General features: G+C 64.3%; 17 protein-coding genes. 7 read left to right on the forward strand and 10 right to left on the reverse strand.

Going from position 1 to position 22,693, the window contains the following annotated elements:
- Window positions 1-36 precede the first annotated feature (36 nt).
- On the forward strand, window positions 37-1,284 hold the full coding sequence (locus NX780_RS04600; protein WP_258826671.1) for a glycosyltransferase: 1,248 nt from the start codon (window positions 37-39) through the stop codon (window positions 1,282-1,284).
- Window positions 1,281-2,798, forward strand: a complete 1,518-nt coding sequence (locus tag NX780_RS04605; protein WP_258826672.1) for a lipopolysaccharide biosynthesis protein — start codon at window positions 1,281-1,283, stop codon at window positions 2,796-2,798. Before NX780_RS04600 ends, NX780_RS04605 begins: the two co-directional genes overlap by 4 nt.
- 59 nt (window positions 2,799-2,857) lie before the next feature.
- Here NX780_RS04605 and NX780_RS04610 read toward each other — a convergent pair whose 3' ends face one another.
- The 3 genes from NX780_RS04610 to NX780_RS04620 form a co-directional block, all read right to left on the reverse strand.
- Window positions 2,858-3,955 carry a polysaccharide deacetylase family protein gene (locus tag NX780_RS04610; RefSeq protein WP_258826673.1) on the reverse strand — a complete coding sequence of 366 codons (1,098 nt, stop codon included), beginning with the start codon at window positions 3,953-3,955 and terminating at the stop codon, window positions 2,858-2,860.
- A 211-nt stretch (window positions 3,956-4,166) separates the two neighbouring features.
- A complete protein-coding gene (locus tag NX780_RS04615; RefSeq protein WP_258826674.1) occupies window positions 4,167-5,429 on the reverse strand; it encodes a pyridoxal-dependent decarboxylase, exosortase A system-associated in 1,263 nt (420 codons plus the stop codon).
- Window positions 5,426-7,015: an acyl-CoA ligase (AMP-forming), exosortase A system-associated gene (locus NX780_RS04620; protein ID WP_258826675.1), complete on the reverse strand. Its 1,590-nt coding sequence runs from the start codon at window positions 7,013-7,015 to the stop codon at window positions 5,426-5,428. The genes NX780_RS04615 and NX780_RS04620 overlap by 4 nt, the downstream gene beginning before the upstream one ends.
- A 136-nt stretch (window positions 7,016-7,151) precedes the next feature.
- Here NX780_RS04620 and NX780_RS04625 point away from each other — a divergent pair, with 136 nt between their 5' ends.
- The 4 genes from NX780_RS04625 to NX780_RS04640 are packed head-to-tail and all read left to right on the forward strand — an operon-like array spanning window position 7,152 to window position 11,376.
- Window positions 7,152-8,333 carry a DegT/DnrJ/EryC1/StrS family aminotransferase gene (locus NX780_RS04625; protein WP_258826676.1) on the forward strand — a complete coding sequence of 394 codons (1,182 nt, stop codon included), beginning with the start codon at window positions 7,152-7,154 and terminating at the stop codon, window positions 8,331-8,333.
- Window positions 8,330-9,403 (forward strand): GNAT family N-acetyltransferase, encoded by a 1,074-nt coding sequence (locus NX780_RS04630; protein ID WP_258826677.1) that lies wholly within the window; start codon window positions 8,330-8,332, stop codon window positions 9,401-9,403. The genes NX780_RS04625 and NX780_RS04630 overlap by 4 nt, the downstream gene beginning before the upstream one ends.
- A complete protein-coding gene (locus tag NX780_RS04635; RefSeq protein ID WP_258826678.1) occupies window positions 9,385-9,630 on the forward strand; it encodes an acyl carrier protein in 246 nt (81 codons plus the stop codon). The genes NX780_RS04630 and NX780_RS04635 overlap by 19 nt, the downstream gene beginning before the upstream one ends.
- Before the next feature lie 3 nt (window positions 9,631-9,633).
- Window positions 9,634-11,376 (forward strand): hydrolase 1, exosortase A system-associated, encoded by a 1,743-nt coding sequence (locus NX780_RS04640; RefSeq protein ID WP_258826679.1) that lies wholly within the window; start codon window positions 9,634-9,636, stop codon window positions 11,374-11,376.
- Here the strand turns inward: NX780_RS04640 and NX780_RS04645 are convergent.
- The 6 genes from NX780_RS04645 to NX780_RS04670 all read right to left on the reverse strand — a co-directional run bounded on the left by NX780_RS04645 (window position 11,373) and on the right by NX780_RS04670 (window position 20,214).
- Entirely contained in the window at window positions 11,373-12,788 is a 1,416-nt protein-coding gene (locus NX780_RS04645) for a right-handed parallel beta-helix repeat-containing protein (protein ID WP_258826680.1), read from the reverse strand. The two genes, NX780_RS04640 and NX780_RS04645, sit on opposite strands and share 4 nt — an antisense overlap.
- Entirely contained in the window at window positions 12,785-14,146 is a 1,362-nt protein-coding gene (gene prsR, locus NX780_RS04650; RefSeq protein WP_258826681.1) for a PEP-CTERM-box response regulator transcription factor, read from the reverse strand. Before prsR ends, NX780_RS04645 begins: the two co-directional genes overlap by 4 nt.
- Before the next feature lie 24 nt (window positions 14,147-14,170).
- Window positions 14,171-16,270 carry an XrtA/PEP-CTERM system histidine kinase PrsK gene (gene prsK / locus NX780_RS04655; protein WP_258826682.1) on the reverse strand — a complete coding sequence of 700 codons (2,100 nt, stop codon included), beginning with the start codon at window positions 16,268-16,270 and terminating at the stop codon, window positions 14,171-14,173.
- 85 nt (window positions 16,271-16,355) lie between these two features.
- Complete coding sequence (locus NX780_RS04660) at window positions 16,356-17,759, reverse strand: TIGR03013 family XrtA/PEP-CTERM system glycosyltransferase (RefSeq protein ID WP_258826683.1); 1,404 nt, start codon at window positions 17,757-17,759, stop codon at window positions 16,356-16,358.
- Window positions 17,760-17,776: 17 nt separating this feature from the next.
- Window positions 17,777-18,838, reverse strand: a complete 1,062-nt coding sequence (locus tag NX780_RS04665) for an SDR family oxidoreductase (RefSeq protein WP_258826684.1) — start codon at window positions 18,836-18,838, stop codon at window positions 17,777-17,779.
- A gap of 86 nt (window positions 18,839-18,924) precedes the next feature.
- Entirely contained in the window at window positions 18,925-20,214 is a 1,290-nt protein-coding gene (locus tag NX780_RS04670) for a nucleotide sugar dehydrogenase (protein ID WP_258826685.1), read from the reverse strand.
- 855 nt (window positions 20,215-21,069) lie between these two features.
- Between NX780_RS04670 and NX780_RS04675 the strand changes: the two genes are divergently transcribed.
- Complete coding sequence (locus tag NX780_RS04675; RefSeq protein ID WP_258826686.1) at window positions 21,070-22,050, forward strand: site-specific integrase; 981 nt, start codon at window positions 21,070-21,072, stop codon at window positions 22,048-22,050.
- A 1-nt stretch (window position 22,051) separates the two neighbouring features.
- Here NX780_RS04675 and NX780_RS04680 read toward each other — a convergent pair whose 3' ends face one another.
- A complete protein-coding gene (locus NX780_RS04680) occupies window positions 22,052-22,681 on the reverse strand; it encodes a hypothetical protein (protein ID WP_258826687.1) in 630 nt (209 codons plus the stop codon).
- Window positions 22,682-22,693: the final 12 nt, after the last annotated feature.

The following is a 22,693-nucleotide window of genomic DNA, read 5'->3' on the forward strand; positions in this document are numbered from 1 at the left end:
ACCCATAGCCCGTATCTGTAACCGAGTAACATACCTATGAATAAGAAGACAGCCCTGCTCGTCGCTTTCCACTTCCCGCCCCAGGCGGGCAGCAGCGGCATCCAACGCACCCTGAGCTTTTCCAAGCATCTGCGCCAGCACGGCTGGGAAGCACTGGTCCTGTCGGCCAACCCCCGCGCCTATGCCGAGCACAATGCCTCGCAGCTGTCGAGCCTCCCGGCCGACCTCGTCGTGCAGCGGGCCTTCGCACTCGATACCAAGCGCCATCTGGGGATCGGCGGCCGCTACCTCGAACTGATGGCGCTGCCCGACCGCTGGGTGAGCTGGCTGGCGCACGGCGTCCTGGCCGGCCTGCGCCTGGCGCGCCGCCACAAGGCCGGCGTGATCTGGTCGACCTTCCCGATCGCCACGGCACACCTGATCGGCCTGGTCCTGCATCGCCTCACCGGCCTGCCCTGGATCGCCGACTTCCGCGACCCGATGCTGCAGCCGGCCTACCCGACCTCAAGCCGCCAGCGCGCCGTCTACGGCTGGATCGAGAAGCAGGCGATCCAGCGCTGCAGGTATGCGGTCTTCACCACCCAGCGCGCGCTCGATTCGTACAGGACGCGCTTTCCCAGCGTCGATCCGGCCAAGTTCCGCCTGATCGAGAACGGTTTCGACGAGGATGAATTCGGACGTTTGATGGACGAGGCCGCGGCGCCTGCGCCACGTGGCGAGCGCATCACCCTGCTGCACAGCGGGATCCTGTACAAGAACGGCCGCAACCCGGCCGCCTTCCTGGCCGCGCTGGCCAGGCTGAAGGCTGCCGGGCGTGTCGACGCCGCTTCGCTGCGGGTCATCCTGCGCGCGCCGGGCGACGTCGAGGATGTGGCGGCCGGCGTGGCGGAACACGGGGTCGGCGACATCGTCGAGGTCCTGCCGCCGGTGCCATACCGCGAGGCGCTCAACGAGATGCTGGCCGCCGACGGCCTGCTGCTGTTCCAGGGCACCCCGTTCAACAACCAGATTCCAGCCAAGATCTACGAATACTTCAGGACCCGCAAGCCGGTGCTGGGCCTGGTCGATCCGGCCGGCGAGACCGCCACGGTCCTGCGCGGCGCCGGATTCGACAGCATCGTCGACCTCGAGAACAGCGCCGACATCGCCACCGCCCTCGAACAGTTCACGGCGGCGGTTCGCGAAGGCAGGGCCCATGTCGCGAGCGACGAAGTGATCGGCCGCGCATCGCGCGCGCACAAGGCGCGCGAGCTGGCCGACCTGTTCGACGAGGCGGCAGCATGAGCGATTCCGGACAGGGCAGCATCAACAAGCAGATCGCCAAGGGCGCGGCCTGGATGGTCGCCTTCAAGGTGGTCGACAAAAGCGTTGGCCTCGTCAGCACCATCGTCCTGGCGCGCATGCTCGCACCCGAGGACTTCGGTCTCGTGGCCATGTCGATGATCCTGCTCGCGGCGCTGAACCTCCTGATTTCCTTCGGTTTCGAAGTGCAGCTGATCCAGAACCGCGACGCCGGTCGCGACCAGTTCGACACCGCCTGGACCTTCACGGTGATTTTCTCGGTCGTCTGCGGCCTGGTGCTGGTGGGCCTGGCCCTCCCCGCGGCGCAGTTCTATCGTGAGCCGCGCCTGGAGGCGATCATCTATGCGCTGGCGTTCGGATTCGCGCTGGAAGGATTCTCGAATATCGGCACCGTCGCCTTCCGTCGCGAGATGCAGTTCGACCGCGAATTCAAGTTCTTGCTCGGCAAACGCATGGCCAGCCTGGTGGTCACGATTCCGCTCGCCCTGTGGCTGCGGAATTACTGGGCGCTCGTCATCGGCCAGCTGGCAAGCACCGCGCTGTCGGTGGCCTTGTCGTACTACATGAGCACCTACCGTCCACGCTTCTCGCTGAAATCGAAGCTGGAACTCTTCCATACGTCGAAGTGGCTGGTAATCAATAACCTGTTCGGTTTCCTGCACGGCCGTTCGGCGCCCTTCCTGCTTGCCCGTCTGTCCGGCGCCCCCTCGGTCGGCGTATTCTCGATCGGCATGGAGATCTCCACACTACCCTCGAACGAGCTGGTGGCGCCGATCAACCGGGCCGCCTTTCCAGGTTACGCGAAAGCGGCCCACGACCTGGACAAGCTGCGCGACACCTTCCTCAAGGTGATTGCCTCGATTGCCCTGGTAGCGATTCCGGCCGGTGTCGGCGTGGCCGTGGTTGCAGACCTGTTTGTCCCGGCCGTGCTGGGCTGGAAATGGCTGGATGCCATCCCTCTGATTCAGCTATTGGCGGTGTACGGCGTGATCAAGGCCTTGCAGACGAATATCCCTTATGTTTACCTGGCGCTCGGCATGGCCAAGCGCAGCACCATCATCAGCGGCATCCAGGTCATCATCTACTTGCTTGTCCTGTACCCGGCAATCAGCAGATGGGGGGCGATGGGCGCGGCCTGGGCATCGCTCGGCACCGCGGTCGTGATGATCCCGGTAAACCAGGCCATGGTTGCCGAATGCCTCGGGCTGAATGCTACTCAGTTCTGCAGGGCGCTGGTGCGGCCCCTGATTGCTTCCGCGGCGATCGCCACGGTGGTGTTGGCACTCAAGAGCCAGCTGGTGCTGCGCCACCATACGCTGGACTACGCACTTGCGCTGCTGCTGTGCGCGGCAGTCGGCGCGCTGGTGTACGTGATCGTGCTGTATGTGGTGTGGCGTGCCTGGAAGCGCCCTGACGGCGCGGAGCGCCATGCCTTCGCCCAGCTCGAGACACTGCTCGGCAAGGCAGGGATTCGAGTCAATCTGGTCGGTCCCTGAGTCGCCACGTCCGGGTGGCCAGGAAAAGCGCCCGGGCTGGCCGACCGACCACGCCTCACCTAAACGGAAGAATGCGTCAGCTCGAGTTCGCTCTCCTGAACAACAACGTTCCTCATCGACCGACGTTTCAGCAAAGCGCGTATGACATGCAGCAAGCCGCTCATCTCAGCCTCGAACTCGATCATGGAGACGTTGCCTCCGTCCAGAAAACGCGGCAGGAAGAACCGGGCATCGGTATCGTCCGCAGCGATCAAGCCAGGCAGGCAGGTAGTCGCGGTAGCGATATTTAATGCACGTAAGGTGTTAGCTGCCTCTGCGTCAAATACTCCGCTTGGATAGCAATAATGGCGCGGTTGGTCCAGACCCGCATCAAGAATGCGCGCCCGGCAGGCTTCGATATTCATCCTGTTGCTTGCCGGTTCGCCGACGATGTACTTATGTGCGTGACCATGCATTTCGATGGTACAGCCGGCAGCAACCGCGGCATGCAGTTCCTCATTCGTCATATAGCTGAAGCGGCGCGACGACAGATCCAGGGATGAGGCAGGAAGGCCTAATGCCGTCGCAAAGCGCTCGATACATTCGGCGAGCAAGCGAGGCGACTGTTCCCCTAGCCACGCTTCCGCCGCAGCGCGCAAACGCCGCTGCTGCACCGGATCGGCAAGCTGCCAATGACCGTCCATGGCTGGATCGAAACCTGCCAGCGTGACTTTTTTGGGACCCGCTTTCCAGAAAATGTATCCAAGGCAGACCGGGATGACAGGCGTGCCTGTTTCATACACTTCGGTATGAAGATACAGAACGGGGCGATGAGCGTACTTGGCCATTAATGGCAAAAGATCGCGGCCAGACGAGTACCAGCCGTCATCAAGCGTCAGCGCTACAGGGATTCCTGTGTTCACGCGCGGTCGCAGGTTCGCCGCCTCATCCAGCGACGTGGGGACGAAGCCTTTCGCACGCAGCCAACGAAGGCGCTGTTCCAGATGCTCCGCTGTGCAGAACAATTTTGGGTTGAAATGACATTCATCACCAATATTGCCGCCGTGATAGCACAAGACGCGGGCCTGTGTTCGGGTGACGACTCGCAACAAGGCCAACACCCCGGCAGCCTTTGCAACATGTAATACGACGAGCTTCGCAAACCGCTTCAATTTCATTCTCAATTCAACGCCATACCGGCAACAGCTCACGCTTCACAATTTGTGTATTGATCAGCGTAAATTTAAATTGTATAAATGCAACAGAAGGGCGGCAATGCTTATTTGATGGTTTTGCCGATAAAACTACACAAAGTAAAAGTTCGGGAGAGCTAATTCATGAATTCGTCACATTTAACATCTTTGTGACCTTTCTGAGCTCCTGAGCGCTTCATACCAGTACTTCCTGGGCTGCGGGATGACTGAGAAAACCCTGCGGGCTAGCCGAGCGGCCGTATGCCCCGGACTGGAAAACGACGACGAGGTCACCGATTTGCGCCTCGGGCAGGTCCATGCGCTCGGCCAGCAGATCAAGTGGCGTACAAAGGGGGCCAACGATAGAGACGGTCTCGTTCGCAGTACTTTCTCCTTGCCGCGCCCCCATCCGGTTGCCTATCACGACAGGGTAGTTCTTGCGTATCACCTGTCCAAAATTGCCCGAGGCGGCAAGATGATGGTGGAGGCCGCCGTCAGTTACCAAAAACACTTGGCCACGGGAGACCTTGCGGTCGACCACGCGCGCCACATAGACGCCGGCCTCGCCGACCAGATAGCGACCGAGCTCGATCGACAACTGGGCCTGCGGCAGCGCCGCATGCACCCGGGGCAAGGCTGCGGCAAGACTTTCGCCGATCGGCGCCAGGTCGAGCGGCGCTTCTCCAGGAAAATAGGGAATGCCGAAGCCACCGCCGATGTTCAGCATCCGTACCGGATCGCGCGCAGCGTCGGCCAGGCGCAAGGCAAGCGCCAGGGTCTGGGCCTGGGCTTCCACGATCGCATCGGCTTTCAGACTCTGCGAACCACTGAAGATATGAAAGCCCAGCACATCCAGCTCCAGCTCGGCTGCCAGCTGCAGCAGGCGCGGCGCGTCTTCGGCATCGATACCGAACTGCTTGGCGCCTCCCCCCATGCGCATGCCGGATCCCTTCAGTTCGAAATCGGGGTTGATCCGCAGGACGAGCAGTGGCGCCACGCCGAGCTCCTCCCCAAGGCGCGCAAGCAGGCGCACCTCGCGTTCCGACTCGGCATGGACGCAAATACCAGCGGCCACCGCCTGGCGTAACTCCGCTTCCGATTTGCCGGGACCGGCAAAACTGATACGCTGCGGCGCCATGCCCGTGTCCAGCGCCACTTTCATTTCGCCGCCAGAGGCAACGTCGAGACCGTCAACCAGGCCTGCAAGGTGCTGGACCAGGGCCGGCATCGGGTTGGCCTTGATCGAATAATGCAGTTCCACCGCGGCCGGCAGGTGGGCGCGTACGTGACGGACCCGTTCCCTGACCAGCTGGCGGTCATAGGCATAGAAGGGCGTGCTCCCCACCCGGTGCGCGAGGCGATGAAGGGAAATGCCGCCGACCTGGAGGCAGCCGTCGACGACAGGAAAGCCGTTCTGCGGCGCGTGGACCGGCCGGTTCGGAGGGGTGGTGGCGCTCATGGCGATGTGCTCTCAAACAATGCAGTGAAAGGCATGCGCAGCACGGAACGGTCGAATTTACCGTTCGGGTTGCGCGGCAGCGGACCGGGCCGCAATTCGATGTGGGACGGCACCATCCATGCGGGCAGGCGGCGCTGGCATTCCTTGAACAGGTCGCCAGGGCTCAGTGCGGCGTCGCGCGCCACCGCCAGCAGCACGATGGCCTGGCCCAGTGCCGGATGGGGCACGCCGAAGGCGACTGCCTCTTCGACCAGGCCGCAGGCATGCATCGCCTCCTCGACCTCGGTCGGGCTGACCCGGTAGCCGGAGATCTTGATCATGTCGTCGGTCCGGCCGATGAAGTAGAGATACCCCTCTTCATCCATGCGCACGGTGTCGCCCGACCAGACGGCCAGTTCCGTGATCGGCAGGGCCGGGTCCTGGCCGGGCGCGGGGCGGAAGCGCTCGGCGGTCTTGGCCGGGTCGTTCCAGTAGCCCAGCGCGACCAGGGCGCCGCGGTGCACCAGCTCGCCCGGCTCGCCGGGCGAGCACAGGCTGCCGTCGGGACGCACCACCAGCACCTCGGCATTCGGGATGGCGCGGCCCATCGAATCGGGACGCCGGTCGAGTTCCTCGGGCGGCAGGTAGGTCGAGCGGAAGGCTTCGGTCAGGCCGTACATCAGGAACAGGCGCGCGTTCGGAATCGCCGCGCGCAAGGCCGCGACGGTCGCCACCGGCATGGCGCCGCCCGAATTGGTCAGGTAGCGCAAGGTGCAACCGGCCGGCCAGGCGAGCGCGGACAGCTGGATCCACAGCGGCGGCACGGCGGCCAGGCCGGTGATGCGCTCCTCCTGAACCGCCTTGACGATATCGCGCGGGAACAGGTGGTTGATCAGGACGGCGGTGGCGCCAGCAAGAAAAGCGGTGCTCAGCTGCGACAGGCCATAGTCGAAACTGAGCGGCAGGACCGACAGGATGCGGTCCCCGGGCGTGATCTCGAGATAGCTGGCGACGCTGACGGCGCCCGCCACCATGTTCCGGTGCGACAGCACCACGCCCTTGGGCTTGCCGGTGCTGCCCGAGGTGTAGAGGATGGCGGCCATGTCGGCGTCGATCGCGCGGCGGCTGCGCAGGACGCCTGGAGCGGGCGCCACCTGCGCGGCATCCCAGGGAAGCACCGCGATGCCCGGCAGTTCAGGCAAGGCCGCGCCGGCGCTGCAGACATAGACGGTGGAGAGCTGCGGGCAGGCGGCCAGCACCGGGGCCAGCTGCGCCAGCCGCTCGCTGGAGGTCACCAGCACGCGCACCGCGCAATCGGCCAGGATGTAGCCGACCTGCTCGGCCTTGAGCAGGGGATTGACCGGTACGAAGACGGCGCCCGCCAGGGAGGCGCCAAACATCGCGGCCACGTTCTCGATCCGCTTTTCAAGATAAACGGCGACCCGCTCGTTGCGTTTGATGCCCGCGGCCAGCAGCGCGCCGGCCGCGCGCTCGACGGCGGCGGCCAGGGCGGCGTAGTCGAGCCGGTGCGCCCCGTACACCAGCGCTTCGGTGCCTGGGGTGCGGCGGGCGGAATCGAAAATGAAGTCGTGGATCAGGTCAGGCATTCAGAGCTCTTTCAGGGGCACGGACAAGGCGCTGCGCAACACGCAAGTTTAACAGCTCGGGGCCCCTGCCCGCGCGATTCGACGCTTCCCGTCGTGTTTCGCGAACAACTTTTTACGCCTCCGTTTATACTCCATCATGTCCATGAGTCCCGCCGCCACGAAACCCGCCATTCCGATCGCGCCGATTCTTTCGAGCGCATCGTTCCGGCGCGCCGGTTTCGCGCCGACGGCGACCGTGCTGGACGCCGGCGAGGCGCGCCTGGTCACCAGCGGGCGCATCGCGATCGGCCTGGCGCTGCGCGAGATCGGCGTGGGGCCGGGCGACACGGTACTGGTGCCGGCGTACCACAGCCAGTCGATGGTGCCGCCGGTGCTGTGGCGGGGCGCCACACCCCTGTTCTACCGGATCCGGCCGGACACCGCGCCCGACCTGATCGACCTGGCGCGCCATATCGACGGCCGCACCCGCGCCGTGATGGTCACCCATTATTTCGGCTTCATCCAGGACCTGGCGCCGCTGCGCGCCCTGTGCGATGCGCGCGGGGTCGCCCTGATCGAGGACTGCGCTCACGCTTTCATCGGGGAGCGCGAGGGGCGCCCGGTCGGCGCCATCGGCGACTATGCCATCGCCAGCAGCATGAAATTCTTCCCCATCTACGAGGGCGGGGCCCTGGTCTCGGCGCGCAGGCCGCTGGGCACGGTGGCGCTGCGCTCGGCCGGCCCCGGTTTCGAGGCCAAGGTCGCGCTGACTTCGCTGGAAAACAGTTTCAGCTGGCGCCGGCTCAAGGGCGTGCAGGCCGCGATGTGGCTGCCGCTCAAGCTCAAGGACGGGCTGTGGGGCGCGCTGAAGAAGCGCAGACCGGCTCCGGCCGCGCTGGCGCCCTCGTCCTCCGACAGCAGCTACAGCTTCGACCCTGGCTGGCTGGACAAGCGCTCTTCCTGGTTCGCCCGCACCCTGCTGGCCCTGGTGCCCGCCTCGCGCATCGCGGCGCTGCGGCGACGGAACTACGAACGCCTCGACGCGGCCCTGGGCAGCCTGCGCGGCATGCGCGCGCTCCATCCAAGCCTGCCGCCGGGTGTCTGCCCCTGGGTCTATCCCCTGCTGGTGATTGACCCCGAGCCGCTGTTCGAGCGCCTGCTGGCCGCCGGCGTGCCCGTGGTGCGCTTCGGCCATCCGCTGTGGCAGGGCGTGGACGAGCACACCTGCCCCGTGAGCGCCGACCTCTCGCGGCGGGTGCTGGCCCTGCCCTGCCACCAGGAGCTGCGCGAGGGCGAACTGGCCTGGCTGATCGACGCGGTGCGCAAGGCGGCGGCATGAAGTGGACCCTGCTTCCCGCCGCGCGCTTCCCCGAATTCGCGGCGCAATGGCAGGCCCTGCACGCGGCGAGCGGGGCGTCGGCGCTGCTGGCGGCGGATTTCGTGGCGCCCCTGGTCGCCGAGTTCGCTGACAAACGCGTGCTGCTGGCCTGCTGCAACAAGGCCGGCGCCACGGTGGCGATGGCGCTCCTGACACCCGGCGGACGCGGCGCCTGGTCGACCTTCCAGCCGGCCCAGGCCCCGGTCGGCCTGTGGCTGCAGCAGCCCGGAATCGCACTTGCGCCGCTGGCCGATTCCCTGCTCGCCGCCCTGCCCGGCTTCGCGCTGGTGCTGGGGCTGACCCAGATGGACCCCGCACTCATGCCGCGCCCCCTGGATGCGGGCCGCATCCGCACCCGCGACTACATCGATACCGCCCGGGTGACGATCGCCGGCAGCTTCGCGGACTACTGGAACGCGCGCGGCAAGAACCTGCGCGCCAACCTCAAGAAGCAGCGCACCCGGCTCGAGAAGGACGGGGTCGCGCCGCGCCTGCAGATCAGTCGCGCGCCGGAAGAGATGGCGGCCGCGGTGGCGGACTACGGCCGCCTCGAATCGTCCGGCTGGAAGGCCGGCTGCGGCACGGCGGTGGATGCCGGCAATGCCCAGGGGCGCTACTATCGCGCCATGCTGGAAGCCTTCTGCCGGCGCGGCGCCGGCAGCGTCTACCGCTACTGGTTCGGCGAGCAGCTGGTGGCGATGGACCTGTGCATCGAAGACCACGACTGCATCGTCATCCTCAAGACCAGCTACGATGAAGCGGTGCCGAAGAGCCTTTCGCCGGCCCTCCTGATGCGCGAGGAAGCCTGCCGCCAGCTGTTCGACGAAGGCCGTTTCGCGCGCATCGAGTTCTACGGCCGCGTGATGGAATGGCACCTGCGCTGGACGGAGGATGTGCGCACTATGTACCATGTGAATTACTACCGGTGGCCGGGCCTGGCCCGCCTGCACGCGCTGCTCGCGAAAGGCGGCAAGCCCGCCCCCGCCACCGACGCTCAGACAAAGGAAGCATCATGCAACTCGACGAAGTGAAAAACGTGTTGATCGACACACTCAACCTGGGCCCGGCCGGTCAGGCGCTGCAGGCCGATTCTCCCCTGCTGGGCAGCCTGCCCGAACTCGATTCGATGGCGGTGGTCACCCTGATCGGCGCGCTCGAAGAACACTTCGGCATCATGATCGACGACGACGACATCAGCGCCAGCACCTTCGAGACGCTCGGCAGCCTGGCTGCCTTCGTCAGCGCGAAGATGGCCTGAACCATGCCGGGACCGCGCCACGCGCCCGCCGAGCCGCTGTTCCTGGACACAGCGGGTGGGGCCCGGTTCTGCCTGTTCCACCGGCCCGCCGGTTCCTGCCGCGGCGCCCTGGTCTACGTCCATCCCTTCGCCGAAGAGATGAACAAGTCGCGCCGCATGGCGGCGCTGCAGGCGCGCGCCTTTGCCGCGCGCGGCGTCGCCGTGCTGCAGATCGACCTGCAGGGTTGCGGCGACAGCGCGGGGGAATTCCTCGACGCGCGCTGGGAAGGCTGGAAAGCCGACCTGGCGGCAGCCTGCGCCTGGCTCGCCGAACGAACGGGACGCGAGGTCGGCTTGTGGGGCCTGCGCCTGGGCGCCCTGCTCGCCCTCGACTACGCGCGCGAAGCAGCGCATCCGGTCGAGCGCCTGCTGCTGTGGCAGCCGGTGACGAACGGCGCCGCCTTCCTGACCCAGTTCCTGCGCCTGCGCCTGGCGGGCGAGCTGCTGCATGAGCAGAAGGAAGGCAGCAGCACCCAGGCCCTGCGCGCGCAGCTGGCCGCCGGCATCCCGCTCGACGTGGCAGGTTATACGCTGCATCCGGCGTTGGCGGCGGCCGTCGATGCGGCGAATGCTGCTTCGCTGCCGGTACGCGGCTGTCCAGTCCACTGGGTTGAGCTGCTTGCCGCCCCCGAGCGTCCGCTGCCGCCCGCCGTGGCCAGGCTGGCCGAAGACTGGCGCGCGCAAGGTGTCGACCTGCACCTTCACCCCGTGGCGGGGCCGGCCTTCTGGCAGACGCCCGAGATCGCCGAGGCGCCGGCCCTGCTGGAGGCAGGCAGCGCCCTCTACGCCGCCCTTGCGGACGTGGCGGAAACGCCCGTCCCCGCAGGCAAAACAACCGACGGGGCCGAACGCGGCCTGGTCTTTGCCTGCGAAGGCGACTGGCTGTACGGCATCCTGCACGCGCCGGCCCGGCCACGCCGCCACGGCGTGCTGATCGTGGTCGGCGGTCCCCAGGTCCGCACCGGAAGCCACCGCCAGTTCACCCTGCTGGCGCGCGTGCTGGCGGCGGCCGGCATTCCCGTGCTGCGCTTCGACTACCGGGGCATGGGCGACAGCGAGGGAGAACCACGCGCCTTCGATACGGCCGAAAACGACATCCGCGCCGCCATGGACGCTTTCTTCGCTGCCGTCCCGGGGCTGGAAGGCGTCACGCTGTGGGGCCTGTGCGACGGCGCCACCGCATCGAGCCTGTATGCGCCGGGCGACGCGCGCGTTCACGGCCTGGCCCTGCTCAATCCCTGGGTCCGTACCGAGGAAGGTGCCGCCCGGGCCACCATCCGCCACTACTACGGCCGGCGCCTGCTGGACCCGGCGCTGTGGAAGAAGATCGCCGGCGGACGTTTCGACTATCGCGGCGCCGCTGCTTCCTTCCTGTCGCTGGCCTCCAGCGCCTTCGCCTCGAAACCGCAGGCGATCCAGGAGGATGCGCCCCTGCCGGACCGGATGCTGGCGTCCCTGCAGGATTTTCGGGGCGCGCTGCTGGTCATGCTGAGCGGGGCCGACCTGACGGCGCAGGAATTCGCCGACCTCCCTGGCAGCCGGCCCGACTGGGCGGCTTTGCTGGAGGCGCCACGCGTGACGCGAAGGACGCTGCCAAAGGCGGACCACACGTGTTCGCGTCCGGAATGGCATGAAGAGGTCTGCGGCTGGACCCGCGACTGGCTGCTCGCGCATGCGGAGCAGGGCGAGGCCTGCGCGAACCTTTAACGCGGCGCCAGGCAGGCCTCGAAATCCTCGAAGGCGCCGTAGGCCGCTTGGGCAGGCCGCGCCTTGCCGCACAGGTCAGGCGTGGATTCGCTCACGGCGCGCCGCTCGGCTTCCCCGTCCCAGCGCAGGTCCAGGCTGGCCGGCGCGATGAAATGGCCGCGCTGCGGATGCACGCCCAGGTAAAGCAGGCCGACCGGCGTCGCCAGGTTGTCCTGGCTGCGCAGCTGTCCGCCGTTGCGGCTGCGGATGCCGCCATCGACCAGGTTGCCCTCGATGTCGGCGCTGCTCTCCGGGAAGCGCACGTCGATGCCGGCGGTATCGAGCAGGGTGTTGTGGACGATGCGGCTGCGCGCCCCGCTGTTGACGTAGATGCCGACGTCGGAGCAGGACGCGATCAGGTTGTTGCGGATCACGCCCTCTTCCTGTTCGGTGATGCAGCGGCCATCGCGGCAATAGGGTTTGCCGGTGCCGCCGCCGCCCAGCGACAGGCCGACGCGCAGGCCGCGGGCGGCGCGCAGCCGCTGTTCGCACAGCACCACGTTGCGCTCGAACACCGTGCGCGCGCCGGCGCCCTTGGCGAAGGCGCCGTAGCTGATGCCGTCGCCGCCCAGCTTGACGAAGTCGGCGATCAGGTTGCCTCGGATGAGCCAGTCATTGGCCGCGACCAGGTCGATCGGCGTGACTGGACTACGGGTCCTGCGCGCCACATCGTTGCGCAGGGTGTTGCCTTCGATGCGTCCGTGGTCCGGAAACTGCCCGCGCCAGCCGTTGATCTTGAAATGCGCGTTGAAGTCGACCAGGGTGTTGTTGAGGGCCGTGAAGTGGTGGGCGCCGCCGACCACATGGAAGGCGTGGTCGCAGTCACCATGGTTGCGGCAGACGCCACGCAGGCCCAGGTTTTCGAAGCGCCAGTACGGCCCCGCCACCACGATCCCCTCGAGGGTCGTGACGTCGATCATGACCGAGCCGGGGTGCTGCGCACGAACGACGATCGGCTGCGCCGCGCTCCCCGCCGTGCGCGCCTCGAGCGCCTTCTTGCGCACGAGGTAGTTGCCGGGCGCCAGCGTGATGACATCGCCCGGCTGCGCCGCAGCCATGGCGGCGCGCAGTTCCTCGACCGTGGACACGTGGCGCGGCATGCCTTGCGCTTCCGGAGCGGGACGCGGCTGGGCGCCAAGCGCCAGCGCCGGCAATGCAGAAGGTTCGTCGGCGCCGCGATCGAGGCCGGTCAGAGTCCGGGCTACCCATGCGCCGCTGCCGGTGATCAGGTCGTTGTGCCCGGAGCTTCGTTTGGCGATATAGGGCGCCAGGGTGCGCGGCGCAATGCCCTGGCTGTGCAGGTAGCCGATGCCGGCCGCCGCCGTCCCGATGCCCGCCAGCGCGGCCAGCGCCAGCCACAGCCGCAGCCTCATGCCCCGGTCTTGATGCCGTGCCGTCCCATCAGGTCGTACAGCGTCGGCCGGCTCACGCCGAGGATCTCGGAAGCCTTGACGATATTGCCGTCGACCCGGGCCAGCGCCTTGACGATGGCCTTGTACTCGGCCTCGTCGCGCACCTGGCGCAGGTTGATCGGCTCTTCCTCGGCGCCCTCGCCCGGCAGCCCGAGGTCGTCGGCGACGATGGTGTTCCCGTCGGCCATGATGACCGCGCGCTTGATGGTGTTTTCCATTTCGCGCACATTGCCCGGCCACTGGTAGCCTTCGATCGCGGCGATCGCGTCGGGCGCGAAGTGCAGGGCCGAACGGCCTTCGGCCGCGCAGAACTTGTTCTTGAAGTGGTGGGCCAGCAGGGCGGCGTCGCCTTCCCGCTGGCGCATCGGCGGGATGGTGACGACGATCTCGGACAGGCGGTAATACAAGTCCTCGCGAAAGCGCCCCTGGGCGCACAGTTCCTTGAGCTTCTGGTGGGTCGCGCAGACGATGCGCACGTCGACAGGAATCTCTTCGTGGCCGCCGATGCGCTCGATGACGCGCTCCTGCAGGAAGCGCAGCAGCTTGGCCTGCAGCGCCATCGGCAGGTCGCCGACCTCGTCCAGGAAGAAGGTGCCGCCGTGCGCCAGCTCGACCTTGCCCTTGGTCTGCTTGGCCGCGCCGGTGAAGGCGCCCTTCTCGTAGCCGAACAGTTCGGATTCGAGCAGGTTTTCCGGAATCGCCGCGCAGTTGATCGCCATGAAGCGTTCCTTGGCGCGCGGCGACAATTGGTGCAGGGCGCGCGCCAGCACTTCCTTGCCGGTGCCCGATTCACCCAGCAGCATGACGGAGGCCGAGGTCGGGGCGACCTTCTCGATGTTGCGGCAGACTTTCAGCATGCCGGGGTCGCGCGAGATCACGCCGGCCAGCGGCGAATCGGCCTGGGCCTGCTGCATGCGGCGGTTCTCCTGCTGCAGGTTGTGCAGGAAGAAGGCGCGCTGGATCACCAGGTTCAGCACCTCGGGGTCGGTGGTCTTCTGGTGGAAGTCGTAGGCGCCCATGGCGACCGCCTTGACCGCGTTGGTGTGGTCCTGGTTGCCGGTCAGGACGATCACCCGGGTGTCCGGCGCCAGCGCCAGGATCTGCTGCAGCGTGGCCAGGCCTTCGGTCGAGCCGTCCGGGTCGGGCGGCAGGCCGAGGTCCATGGTGCACACGGCCGGCTCGTGGCGGCGGACCTGGGCCAGCGCGGCCTCGCGGTCGCCGGCCACCACGACGTCGTAGGCGTCGAGGCTCCAGCGCAGCTGTTTCTGCACCCCGGGATCGTCTTCGATGATCAAGAGTTTCGGTTTGGTCTGGCTCACGTCGTTCCTCGGTGATGTCTTCACTCAGGCGGCACGCGGGGCGTGTTGCGCCCCACCTTCCGCCGGCATTTCCTGTTGGTGAAGCGGCAGCAGAACCCGGAAGGTGGTGCCCACGCCTGGCGTGCTGCTCACCTCCAGGCTGCCGCCCAGTTCATTGATGTATTCACGGCTCTCGAACACGCCGATGCCCATGCCGGCCGACTTGGTGGAGTCGAAGGGCTTGAACAGGCGTTCGCGGATGAAGTCCTCGCTCATGCCCTCGCCGGTGTCGATGATCTCGATCACGCCGCGCGCTTTTTCGCGCAGCAGGCGGATCGTGACGCTGCCGGTGCGGGGGGTGGCCTCGATCGCGTTCTGGATCAGGTGACCGACCACGCGCTCGAGGCGCTCGCGGTCGGCCAGCACGTGCAGGGAAGCATCGCCGACTTCCAGCCTTGGGCGCGGCTCGAAGGCGGCTTTCAGCGACACCGCCTGCGCGACCACCTGGTCCAGCGCCAGCGCCAGCGGCTGCTCCGCATTCTCGCTGCGGCTCAGCTTCTGCAGCATGATCTTCATCTTCTGCACCGAGTAGTCGACCGTCTCCAGCATGTCGGCCTGGAACTCGGGATTGTCCTTGTGCTTCGCCGCGTTGGCGTTCATCAGCGACAGCTGCAGCACCAGGTTCTTCAGGTCGTGCACCACGAAGGTCGACATGCGGTTGAAGGACTCGAACTGGCGCGCCACCATCAGGGCATTGGCGGCGTCCTGCTGGGCCAGCTGGCTGGCGGCCTGGCTGCCCGCGATCTCGAGCACGTCGATCACTTCCCAGTTCAGCTTGACCGGGCTGCGCGGATTCTGCAGCAGCACGAAGCCGAACAGGCGCGCGTGCAGGATCAGCGGCACCACCAGCCAGGCGCGCGGATAGCCGGCCAGCCACTCGGGCAGCACGAGGGTGTCGTACTTGTCCGGGCTGTGCGCGTATTCGTGCAGGTCGACCACCCATTGGCTGGCCTCGAGGAACTGGCAGAAGGCCGAATCGGCCGGCTCCGAGGCCGACAACGCCGGCGCCTGCCAGTGCGCGACCGGCTCGAAGCGCCCGCCCTCGGTGCGCTGCCACAGCGCGCCGCCCGGGCTTTCCACCAGCGCGGCGACCGCCTCGATGGCGCGCTCGCCCAGGTCCGGCCCCGGCCTGGACAGGGTGCGCGTGAAGCGCATCCACTCTTCGCGGTAGTCGTAGTTGTAGCGGTAGAAGTGCTTGCTGATGAAGACCTTCAGGCGCGCCCGGAAGCTGCCCGAGAACAGCACCCCGGCCAGCAGCATCAGGGCGCCGAACAGGAAGGTCACCTGCATCACCGTGCCCCAGCTGCCGCCGAAGTAGCGCAGGTAGTAGCCGGCCGAGCCCATTGCGAGCAGGTAGATGGCGGAACCGAACAGGGTGGCCGAATGGAACATCGCGCGGCGCGACACCGCCAGCGGCGAAGACCACAGCTTGCTGCGGCCCAGCGACACCGCGATCAGGGGCACGGTCAGCGCGTTGATCAGACCGCGCGCCGCCCAGATGTCGGCGTCGATGCTGCGGAACAGCAGGGTGTGGCTGTACAGGAAGAAGTCGTAAGCGAACATGGCCCCGATGCCGAGGCAGGCGAACTTCACGGCCCAGCGTTCGTGCAGGGTGCGGTTGCGGTATACGTGCTCGACCAGCAGCATGCCGGCCACCGCCATGGCGACCCGCACCGCGATCGGCATCGCGCCGGAATACTTGACCTGGGCCACGCTCCAGTAGCCGCCGAGGGCCGCCACCAGGCAGGCAATGTAGACCAGGGCCCCCAGCACCAGCACCGGCTGCAGGCGCATCGGCATGCGGCTGCCCGGCGCGGTGAAGTGGCCGCGCAGGACCAGCAGGAACACCGACCAGGCGGCATTGCGCAGCAGTTCGGTGCTGTCGGCCAGCGACGACCACATGCTGCCGTAGGCGGCTTCCCAGGCCAGGGCCGCGCCCCACAGCACGCTGGCCAGGCAGGCCAGGCCGAGCGCGACGTCGTGGCGGCGCCGCTGGCGCACCGCGAGCGGCGCGCCCAGCACGAGGAAGCAGGCGGATACCAGCGCGTAGCTGTAGGCCGCGATGCTGGTCAGGGAGACATCCATGAAGTCGACGGTGGCGGCGCGGGCGGGTGGATGGTTACGGGTGGAGGTGGCGCGCCCGGCGGCGCGGCCACCGGGCGCAGGCGGCTCAACGTCCGCTGCGGAACAGCACGACCTTGAGCGTGTTGATCAGGATGAGCACGTCCAGGAACAGGCTGTTGTTCTTCACGTAGTACAGGTCGTACTGCAGCTTTTGCAGCGCGTCCTCGGCCGAGGAACCATAGCCGTAGCGGACCTGGGCCCAGCCGGTGATGCCCGGCTTGACGCTGTGGCGCACATTGTAATACGGGACCACTTCGATCAGCTGCTCGACGAAATAGGGACGCTCGGGACGCGGGCCCACGAAAGACATCTCGCCCTTGAACACGTTCAGGATCTGGGGCAGCTCGTCGATGCGGGTCTTGCGCATGAAGTTGCCGAAGCGCGTGACGCGCGGGTCGTTCTGCGCGGCCCACTGCGGCTTGCCGGCCTTCTCGGCGTCGACGCGCATGCTGCGGAACTTGTGCACGAAGAAGGTCTTGCCGTCCTTGCCGACCCGTTCCTGCGAATAGAACACCGGGCCGCGGTCTTCCATTTTCACCAGCAGGGCCGCCAGCAGCATGAGCGGGAAGGTCATGAGCAGGATCAGGGTGCTGCACACCAGGTCGAAGGTGCGCTTCATGAAGGTGCGCACGAAACTCTGGTCGAAGCCGCCGCCGAACACCAGCCAGGAAGGCTGCAGCGAATCGACGCGGATCTGGCAAGTCTCGCGCTCGAAGAAGGTGGCGGCGTCGGTAACGCGGATGCCCTGCAGCTTGCAGTCGAGGAGTTCCTTGATCGGGAAGCCGCCGCGGCGGTTCTGCACCGAGACCACGATCTCGGACACGTTGTACTGGCGCGCCAGCGACACCAGCGAGTCGCCGTCGCGCACCTTCAGCAGGTTCGACTGGGGCACGCACAGTTCCTCGCTCGCGCTTGGGATGAAGCCGGCGATGTCGTAGCGGTGGTAGTTCGAATTCTTCTGCGCCAGTTCGCTGCACTCCTTGGCCAGCGGACCGCCGCCGAGGAACATGATGCGCGACTGCAGGAAGCGCGCTTCCGAGGACTTGAAGAAGGCCATGCGTGCGGTGAAGATGCCGACCGCCGCCAGCGCGAAGGTCAATGCCATCGCACCGCGTCCAAAGGACAGCTCCGGCGCCATGTAGAACAGCAGCGCCAGGATCGCGAAGCCCATCAGGAAGGACGGCATCAGCTTCATGAAGAAGGGATGGCGCAGGCCTTCGTCGAAGTCGAGCTGGTACATGCCCATCGCGCTCATGCTGAAGATGATGGCCACGGTGAAGGCGACCGCCGACGTGAAGAAATGGTCGAGATGGGCGCTTGCCGCCGCGTCGCCGAATTCGAGCATGCGCAGCGTGGAGCCGATGTAGGCCGCCCCCAGCAGCACGATCACCTCGACGAACAGCAGCAGAAAGACGATCTTGGATACGTAGTGATTAGCAATCCTGAACACGGTAGCCTCCCCGATTTTTATCGCTTATTTGGTTTTGCACTGGTGTCGCTCGACGGCGCGAGGTTCGCTACGTACCACGCCATCGCTTGCTGCAGGCCTTCCTCGATGCGGTGCGTGGGCTGGTAGCCCAGCAGCGCGCCGGCCTTCGAGATATCGGCCTGCGAGTGGCGCACGTCGCCGCGGCGGAAGTCCACGTACTGCGGCTGGTGCGTTTCCAGGTGCGGGAAGCGCTCGCGCAGCAGCTCGCGCATCATCCCGTACAGCTGGTTCAGACTGGTGCGTTCATTGACCGCGATGTTGAACACCTGGTTGGCGGCCTCGTTGGAAGCGAGGGCCGACAGCAGGTTGGCCTGCACCACGTTGTCGATGTAGCAGAAGTCGCGGCTGGTCTCGCCGTCGCCGTTGATGCGCAGCGCTTCGTTGCGGATCAGCGCCGCCACCCACTGCGGGATCACGGCAGCATAGGCGCCGTTCGGATCCTGGCGCGGGCCGAACACGTTGAAGTAGCGCAGGCCGATCGATTCCATGCCATAGGTGCGGCCAAACACGTTCGCATACAGCTCGTTCACGTACTTGGTCACCGCATAGGGCGACAACGGATTGCCGATGCGGTCCTCGACCTTGGGCAGGTCGGGGTGGTCGCCGTAGGTCGAGCTCGAGGCGGCATAGATGAAGCGCCTGACCTTCGCGTCGCGTGCGGCGACCAGCATGTTGAGAAAGCCCGTGACGTTGGTGGCGTTGGTGGTCAGGGGATCGTCGATCGAACGCGAGACGGAACCCAGCGCCGCCTGGTGCAGCACGAAGTCCACGCCTGCGCAGGCGCGCGCGCACTCGGCTTCATTGCGGATGTCGGCCTCGATGAAGGCGAAGCGTGTCCAGGCATCCACGCCGACGGCGTCACGCACCATGTCGAGATTGTGGCGGTGTCCGGTCGCGAAGTTGTCCAGGCCGGTGACCTGCTGGCCAAGCCGCAGGAGGGCTTCGACCAGGTTCGAACCGATGAACCCGGCCGCACCGGTCACGAGCCAGTGGTAGCGGTGCTGCAGCAGGTGTTGCTGGACGTCTTGGAACTTATTCACTTTCGAACGCTTTCTCGGTCACGCCGGCGCGAAGCCGGCGTCGACGCGGCGCATGCGCGCCGCGCTTGGTGCAAGGCTGGGCGGGATTACAGGCGCCAGACGCAGTAGCCGGCTTCCAGCAGGGCCTTCGGGTCGAACTGCGATTTCACGTCGACGAAGCAGCCGTTTTCATTCAGTTTGGACTGGAAGTCCGCCAGCGACAGGGCCAGCACTTCCTTGTGCGGCACCGCGACCACCAGGGCATCCGCCTTCGGCAGGCTGTCCCAGCTTTCCAGCTTGATGCCGTATTCGTGCTGTGCTTCCTCTGCGTCGGCCTGCGGGTCGAACACGTGCACGTCGCAGCCATACGAGGCCAGTTCGTGGACGATGTCGGCCACTTTCGAGTTGCGCAGGTCGGGGCAGTTTTCCTTGAAGGTCAGGCCGATCACGTTGACCTTGGAACCCTTGACGTGGAAGCCCGAGGAGATCATCGACTTGACGGTCTTCTCGGCCACGAACTTGGCCATGCCGTCGTTGATGCGGCGGCCCGCCAGGATCACCTGCGGGTGGTAGCCGACCATCTCGGCCTTGTGGGTCAGGTAATAGGGATCGACGCCGATGCAGTGGCCGCCCACCAGGCCCGGACGGAAAGGCAGGAAGTTCCACTTGGTGCCCGCGGCCTTCAGCACTTCCAGCGTGTCGATGCCGATCTTGTCGAAGATGATCGCCAGCTCGTTCATCAGGGCGATGTTCAGGTCGCGCTGGGTGTTCTCGATGACCTTCGCGGCCTCGGCCACCTTGATGCTCGAGGCGCGGTAGACGCCGGCGGTAACGACCGATTCATACAGCTTGGCGATGCGGTCGAGCGATGCGTCGTCGTCGCCGGAGACCACTTTCAGGATGGTGGTCAGGGTGTGTTCCTTGTCGCCCGGGTTGATGCGCTCCGGCGAGAAGCCGACGTGGAAATCCTCTTTCCACTTCAGGCCCGACTTCTCTTCCAGGATCGGAATGCAGACTTCTTCGGTGGCGCCCGGATAGACGGTCGATTCGTACACGACGATGGCGCCGCGCTTCATGTGCGCGCCGACCGAGCGGCTGGCGCCGATCAGCGGGGTGAAATCGGGGTTGTGGGCGATGTCGACCGGGGTCGGCACGGCGACCACGATGTAGTCGGCTTCGGCCAGGAGTGTCGGGTCGGTGGTGACTTCGAGGTGGCGGGCCTCTTTCAGCTGCTCGCTCGAGACTTCGCCGGTCGGATCTACGAAGCGTTTGTAATTTTCGATCTTGGCGCTCGACAGGTCGAAGCCGATCGTGCGTCCTTTCTTGCCGAACTCTACTGCCAGGGGTAAACCGACGTAACCAAGCCCGACAACCGCAACGACTTCATTCGCATTCATTATAGGATTCCGTCCAAGAATTGATTTTTGCAATTATGCTAACTTTCAGTGTAGCATGAATGCATCAGTACACTCAACTTCACACTAAAAATTTGTTTGGAAGTAACAACACAGCAGTTGGAACGATAGCTGGTTGACATGACTGTGTCATGACCACAAGGATGTAGCTCATCCTTGCAAGTTTTGTGATATTAGCATTTTCTGAAATACAAGTTCCAAGGAAGCACGAATCGTGCGCTGGCTTTTGATAGCATTAATATAAGCAATGTTGCAATGAAAAATCATTGCCGGCCACGCCGTTTGAAGGTCGAGTCTCTAAGGAAACACGGGCAAACGCGTCAGTCGAATGGCCTTGCAGGATTGCAATTCAACATTAAGAAGGGGGCGTCGAAGAAGCGCGTCTGCCCCTTGTAATGTAGCGTGCCGATTCCAGGGCAACCTGAAAAGCTGCGCCGTCCGCGACCACATTGCCGCGCGCCGAGCTGGTTCCCTCTTGGATCGTTACCAACTCGGCGACGAGAAACATTTATATATGAGGGATCCCTTGCGCCTGTACGCCGCGAACAGGATGCTTCCCGAAAGACTGGACCGCTGGGGGCGTGTTTGAGGAGCGGTGTGCCAGATGAAGCGCGAGGTCGAAACGAACCCGCTGGAGCAATCCAGCACGCCCTTCCTGGCAAGAAAGGGATATGGCAGAGTAAAACGGGGAGTGGCGCGGCTGGCTGGGATCGAACCAGCGACCCTTGGCTTCGGAGGCCCAAAACAGTGCCTTTCTCTAAGCCACCTCTCCAGATATTTCCCATTTATTGGCACAATTTTGGCACACTTACGGCTCAGCTAACAACAGAGCCGAACATGGCAACCATACGAAAACGAGGCGAAGGCCAGTACCACGTTCAGATCCGCAAACGTGGCTATCCCACCCAAACTAAGACCTTCAGCAAGGAAGCTGATGCGCGGCGATGGGCGACCATTATCGAGTCTGAAATGGAACGTGGTGTCTTTGTGTCACGCACGGAAGCCGAGGCAACACTTGTTGCAGAAGTGCTACAAAGATATGCAGTTGAAGTACTGCCAACTAAGCGCAGTGCGCAATCAGATAAGTCACGTATCAAAACATTAACCGAAGCCTTCGGGGCATACCGACTAGCTAGTCTGAATTCTTCGCAAGTGGCTCAGTTTCGCGATCAACGGCTTAAAACGGTAAGTCCACAGTCTGTCATTCATGAGATTAATCTATTAAACCGAGTACTCAAAGCGGCTACCATGGAATGGGGCATTGCTTTACCTGGTGGCCTGCCGACTACACAGGTTAGGAAACCAACCAAGCCACGAGGTCGCGACAGACGAGTATCGAGAGAAGAAATAGAGAAAATCTTAAATACTACGGAGTCGCCCGAGCTTAAAACAATAATCGTCCTTGCAGTAGAAACCGGTATGCGACGGGGCGAATTAGCGTCTTTAACTTGGGAAGATATAGACTTAAAGAAACAAACAGCGCATTTAGCAAAGACAAAAACTGACGTCCCGCGAACAGTCCCACTATCCAAAGTAGCAGTAAAAACGCTTCAACAGTTTAGCAAAGGACGTGAAGGTCAAGTATTTTCCCTTCAAGCTGAATCGATAAGCCAAGCGTTTGAACGAGCATGTGAAAAACACCGGGCAAATATAGCCGACTTACGCTTCCATGATTTACGTCATGAGGCCACAAGTAGGCTATTTGAAAAAGGCTTAAATGTGATGGAAGTTGCGGCCATTACCGGCCACAAAACACTAGACATGCTTAAACGCTACACGCATTTAAGAGCAGAAGATCTCGCGAAGAAATTAGGATGACTTAAGGGGGATCCCAATGCAGTGAGGCTATTATATGCTTAACAGTGAGCTTTGATCCGCTGGACGGATGATTAGTTGTTGACCAAAAAGCGAAGTCTTCGTTTCCCACACATGGAACAATTCCATCGCCATACCCAGGACTGGTTTTATTTTGAGCTTCTAAATGTTGTGACCATTGAGCCAAAACATGTTTTGCACTCGGGGCGTAGCAATAAATGAGAAGACCACCTTGGTTCGCATTGGTTGTGCCGGATGCATAACGATTCCTGAGTTGGTCGTAGCCACCTCTGAGATGGGTGTTATCTACAGACTTAACTTTCTTTCCTTCGCCAATCCATTCATAACGGCCATATTCAACAGTAACATCTGCGTGCCCTCGCTTGTTTTTGTCGAAGTGAGCTGTATAGCCCGAGCGGTTCAGCTGACGAACAATATCAGCATTGATCGAATTTTCCGTATGCCCATCGCCTTGAAGTGTATTCGCATCAGCGACTAGTGCAGCAACAATCGTGTCAATTTCGCAATAAAGAGTATCAAGGAAATCCTGGTATGTTCGGGCAGTAAGACGGTGCGCCCACTGAGGTACCTGAGGGTTTACTTTCTCAATGTCCCGTACCTGCGCGACAGTCATCGTATCCGGAAG

It is taken from the genome of Massilia agri (genome assembly GCF_024753255.1).
In the GTDB taxonomy this organism is placed as follows: Bacteria; Pseudomonadota; Gammaproteobacteria; order Burkholderiales; family Burkholderiaceae_D; genus Telluria; species Telluria agri.